The sequence below is a fragment of the Streptomyces sp. NPDC001027 genome (assembly GCF_040299045.1).
Classification (GTDB): Bacteria; Actinomycetota; Actinomycetes; order Streptomycetales; family Streptomycetaceae; genus Streptomyces.
Map to the genome: position 1 here is coordinate 1 of NZ_JBEPBI010000130.1, position 3,560 is coordinate 3,560.

Annotated in this window: 2 protein-coding genes; one reads left to right on the plus strand and one right to left on the minus strand. The window is 69.5% G+C overall.

What is annotated here, in order from left to right; all coding sequences use genetic code 11:
• Positions 1–615: 615 nt before the first annotated feature.
• Complete coding sequence (locus ABT300_RS28295) at positions 616–1,074, plus strand: hypothetical protein (protein ID WP_351681305.1); 459 nt, start codon at positions 616–618, stop codon at positions 1,072–1,074.
• Here the strand turns inward: ABT300_RS28295 and ABT300_RS28300 are convergent.
• Positions 1,008–3,560: family 78 glycoside hydrolase catalytic domain (locus ABT300_RS28300; protein ID WP_351681307.1), on the minus strand; the 2,553-nt coding region annotated here is incomplete at its 5' end. The two genes, ABT300_RS28295 and ABT300_RS28300, sit on opposite strands and share 67 nt — an antisense overlap.

The window sequence follows — 3,560 nt, forward strand, 5'->3', positions numbered from 1 at the left end:
GGCGGGGGTCTCACCCCTTCTACCGGGGGGCTCCTCGGCCGACCCGCAACCCTGCGGTAACCCCCCCGGGCCCCCCCCCCGCCCCCCCCGTGCTGGGGTGTTGGGGGGCTTGGGGCGATCCGGCGTCTGGGCGGACGATCAGTGTCCGCCCACGCTCGGTGGCGTAGAGGGCCTGAAGACTGTCGCCGCGAGAGTCTGCAGGCACGCCGCCACCGAGATACGGAAGTACTCTTCCGGTTCACGCCACCTGTCGCCGAGCAACTGCGTGGCTTCGAGGTGAGCAGCGCGGTGATCTGCGCGGCGCGGTCGATCGTACGTCGCTCGACCGCACCGAGGTCCACCATGCCGTCGCCGATGAGCAGGCCGCCGAGCGTCATCTCTCCGGCGAGAACGGCGACCGCAGCCTGGACATCGTCCTGCGGCGAGTCGAGCAGAGCACAGCGTCCGGATCGCCGGCCGGCCGTGATCGCCGACCGGACGGCGGGTGTGTCGATCACCGCGGCCGCGGTCCAGTCGTCCGGATGAGGCGAGCACGACGAAGGTCTCGCTGAGGATGACGACCGGCCGCTCCAGTGAGGCTGACAGGGTCCGCGTCGGATCGGCGGCTCCGCCCCCATGCAGAACCGCCGCGGTCAGTTCCTCGTGCACACGACTGGCGCGTTCCATCGCCTCGACGTGCTCGGCCAGAGCGGCATCTGCGATCTGTGCCTCGTTCGCGACTTCGCGCGCCTGCTTAGCAGACGAGCGACGGTCAGCGCAGGTCGGGCACCGTCGGCGCCGCCCACCGCGATGTCGGTCGGCTCGCCGAGCAACGACGCGCCGGTCGCCATCGGCTGCCGTCCGGCCTTCGAGCGCCGCGGGCGTGGCACTCGCGAAGCCGGGTGGATCGTCCGCGTCCGTCATCCCGCCGTGGAGCTGAACGAGCGCCCTTCTCTTCGGCGCACCGACGCGCACCGAGGCGCCCCGGTAGGTCCGGGGCGCCTCAGATGTGGAGAGCCGGTACGCGCTCAGCAGATGCCGGTCAGTCTGGCATCGCTGTACGGGGTGCTGTCGGACGCCGTGGTGACGACGTGACAGCCCGGCTGGACGCCGTCGACGCGCAGGAATCCGTTGTCGTACGTGGCGGCGACGCTGCTGCCGTCCATGAAGACGCTGGTCATGCCGGCCGTGCCGCCGGGCAGGTACACGGATGCGGTCGTGTTGGCCGGCACCTTCACTCCGACGTCGACACGGCCGCCGCCGGTGGTGTCATAGGCGGCCCCGACGGTGCCGTGCGCGGTGGGAACCGTGACGTTCGCCCAGGTGACCGAGGTCGGTTGCGGCTTGATTCGGAAGGTCCGGTAGCCCGGGGCGGTGGGCTGGACGCCGAACATGCTGCGGGCGATCGTGAAGGCCGGGGAGGCCGCCCACGGGTGGGAGTAGGTGGTGTTGGACTTCAGCGACAGGTCCCAGGCCTCCATGGTGGCCCCCGCCCCGTCGTTGATCATGTTCATCCAGCTGCGGGTCCCGGTCGATGTCAGCAGGGTGTGGGCGAGGTCGGGCCGGTTGCCCTCGTACAGGGCCTGGATGACGAACGGGGCGCAGTACACGCTGCACGCCATGCCGCGGCTGCCGAGGTAGGAGGCCACCTGCGAGGCCTGCGAGGAGTCGGCGAGGCCGAAGGCGGTGGCGAAGGCGCCGGCCTGGACGGCGTAGTGGTTGATCACCGTGCCGTCGTTGTTCAGGCCGTCCCGGTAGGTGCCCTTGGCGGAGTCCCACATCCGCGCGTTGACCGCGTCCTTGATGGCGTCGGCCTTCGCCGTGTAGGCGGCGGCGTCCGCGCTCTTGCCCAGTGCGGTGGCGATGTCGGCCATGTTCTCGTAGGCGCGGTGGGCGAGGGCGTTGACGACGGTGTTGTAGGAGGTGAAGACGTAGCCGTCGCGCTCGGAGGCGGGCCAGTCGACGATGTCGCAGTCGGTGCAGCTGCTGGCGCCGGTGCTGCCGGTGGTCTTGTGGATCAGGCCGGTCGCGGACTCGTACCACTTGTCCGGGAGCTTTCCCTGCAGGGCGGTGTACGCGGCGGCCAGCGGCGCGGTGTTGCCGGTCGTCTCGTAACTGTCGTGTATGGCCAGGATCACGTACATGGGCCATTCCGTGGGCCATGTGCGGTTGGACCTGAGGAAGTTCAACGAGTAGTCGCCCAGCGCCGTGTCACCGCCCGTGTAGAGGTTGCCCATGAGCTGGAGGTAGGTGTCGGCCTCGTAGATGTCGCGCTCGCGTTCCCACGAGTCGACGTACAGGTTGAGATTGGTCGCCTCGACGGTGTTGCGGGACAGCTCCCAGACCGCGTTGAGCGTGCTGTCGGACGAGGTGAAGGCGCCCGCCGACTCGTCGAACGGGTAGAGGTACGCCTCGGCCGTGAAGTCGGACCCGGTCAGCCCGGTGGGGGCGCCGATGACCTGGACGTACCGGAAGACCCGCAGACCCCAGGTCTCCAGCTGCTGACCGCCGGATTTCAGCACCCACTTGTCCTGGTAGGCATTGCCGGCCGATGTCTGGTACTTGACCGTGTTCGTCCCGGAGGTGACCTCGCCGTAGCGGACGTCGACCACCTGCCCGGCCGTGCCCGTCAGGTTCAGGGACAGACCGCCGATCCAGGTGCGGCCGTAGTCGAGGAAGTAGTTGCCGGGGGAGTACTCGGTGACGGCGACAGGGGCCTTGAAGGCCTGCCGCACCTTCGCGGTGGGCGCCGGCTGGAGGTTGGCGAAGGCGCTCTTGGCGACGGCCGCGGGCCAGGCGGAGGCGTCGAAAGCGGACGTGGCGAAGCCGAAGGGGTAACGGCGGGCGTCGACGTTCTCCTTGGGCGCGGAGTAGTAAGTGGTGCCGATGGAGCCGACGTTGGGCAGCACCCGGGTGCCGTCCAGGGCCTTCCAGCCGGGGCCGGTGCCCAGGGTCTTCGTGGTGCCGTCGGTGTAGCGGACCACCAGTTCGGCGAGGAAGCGCTGATCGCTGGTGGTGTACGTGAGAGCGCCGACGGTGTTGACGGCGCCCGCGGTGAGCAGGGAGGTGACGTCGTAACCGTCGTAGCGCGCCTCGGAGCCGACCGGGCGGGTCGGGCCCACGGCGACGAAGCTGCCGTTGACCCACAGCTTGTAGACGAACTGGCGTGCCGGGGCGGTGGACGCTCCCGTGGCGTACAGGTGGGCCCAGGCGATGCTCTTGCCCGCGGCGAGCTTGGTGGCGCCGCGCAGGAAGGACCAGCTCGGAACGGTCAGCAGCCCGGTGCCGCAGTTCTTGCCCGTGCCGAGGGAGAGGACGCCGCCCGTGATGGCGCCGCAGGTGAAGTCTGCGTTGGCAGGGTCGCTGAAGTCGTTGCTGTAGAGCGACCGGTTGTTGTCCCCGGTGACGGTGAGGTCGTCGAAGCTCGCCTGCTCCGTGCTGCCGGTGCGGAAGCCGATGCCGCCGGCGGTGAAGGTCGTGTCGGTAGTGGTGTCGACCTGGGTCCAGGTGGTGTCGGCGTGGGCTTTGAGCGAGGTGGTGAAGGTGGAGCCGGTGGCGACGATGCGGAAGTCGTAGGTGGA